Genomic DNA, 1,025 nt, shown 5'->3' with positions numbered 1-1,025 from the left:
AAGCGGGACCTTGTCAGCTTCATTTGCCACCGTTCCCTTGTCACGGTGGGGTGCTCTCCAAAGTCCGTACCGTTCCGAGTGACAACCCACTGCATCCCGGGCCGCGAACCGCAACCCGGGATGCAGTGCAAGTTCGGGGGCAAACCCCCGGTCACGAGCAATCCGATCGGGCGAGTCGGCCATCACTGAAAACCATTTCTTCGTCCCCAAGAGCCGATTCGCTACGTGCCCACATCATGAGCATCAAATCAAAGACGATATAAAGAGCAAATCAGGAGTCCAATGATCACCACGATCGAGGCCGACCGCTACTTCCACATCACAGGCCTATCCCCGACGGAAATCGCAGACAGTATCAACACGGCTGTAGAGATGGCCCGTGACCACTCGATGACTGAAGGATGGCAGGGCATTCTCGTCACCCGCCACGGACCTGACAATTACACAGTGAACCTCAGCGCTGACGTTCCCTACGGAGTAACAGTGGAACGGGACCTGCCCAACAGCAACAAGCCCTAAAAGTGGGGACGCCGGGAGTGTCCGTTTAACGGTGGATCCGCGGTTGGCATTCAATTGATTCTTCCTTCGAAGAAGATGGCAAAGGCGTTCAGTGCCGGCTTCCACCGTGTGGCCCATCGTGCCCTGCCTTTGCCCTTCGGGTCCAGCGCCCTGGTCGCCAGATACAGGCACTTCAAGGCCGCCTGCTCGATGGGGAAATGGCCCCTGGCCCGGATCGCGCGCCGGTAGGGGGCGTTGACGGATTCAATGGCGTTCGTGCAATGCCGATAATGGACCTTTCGTCGAGCAATGCGTGGCAGGGGAGAGGCTGCGTAATTACCAGTAACGATCAGCCCGTCCATGGCGTAGTATTCGCTATCGGCCGCAGGACGGACTCACAGACTCCGGTAGTGACAGGCTCAGTTACCTTTGCCAGGCCGGCAGAACAGTTGAGCAGAACGATTGTGCAGACAGTGTCTGCACAAAATGCCCCGTTCCTGACGGGGAGCGGTGCCGAGCATCAGCTG

General features: G+C 58.2%; 1 protein-coding gene and 1 pseudogene. One reads left to right on the top strand and one right to left on the bottom strand.

The annotated features are described in order from the left end of the window. Positions 1-282 precede the first annotated feature (282 nt). The gene (locus LQV45_RS35475) at positions 283-519 is read left to right on the top strand and encodes a hypothetical protein (protein WP_230012749.1); all 237 of its coding nucleotides are present in this window, start codon (positions 283-285) and stop codon (positions 517-519) included. Positions 520-569: 50 nt separating this feature from the next. Here the strand turns inward: LQV45_RS35475 and LQV45_RS35470 are convergent. Continuing rightward, positions 570-776, bottom strand: a pseudogene (locus LQV45_RS35470) (transposase); the annotation flags it as partial. Positions 777-1,025 lie beyond the last annotated feature (249 nt).

The sequence above is a fragment of the Microbacterium sp. Bi128 genome (genome assembly GCF_918698205.1).
The sequence above is the reverse complement of the archived record's forward strand: the minus strand, read 5'-3'. Positions and strand labels throughout refer to the sequence as shown.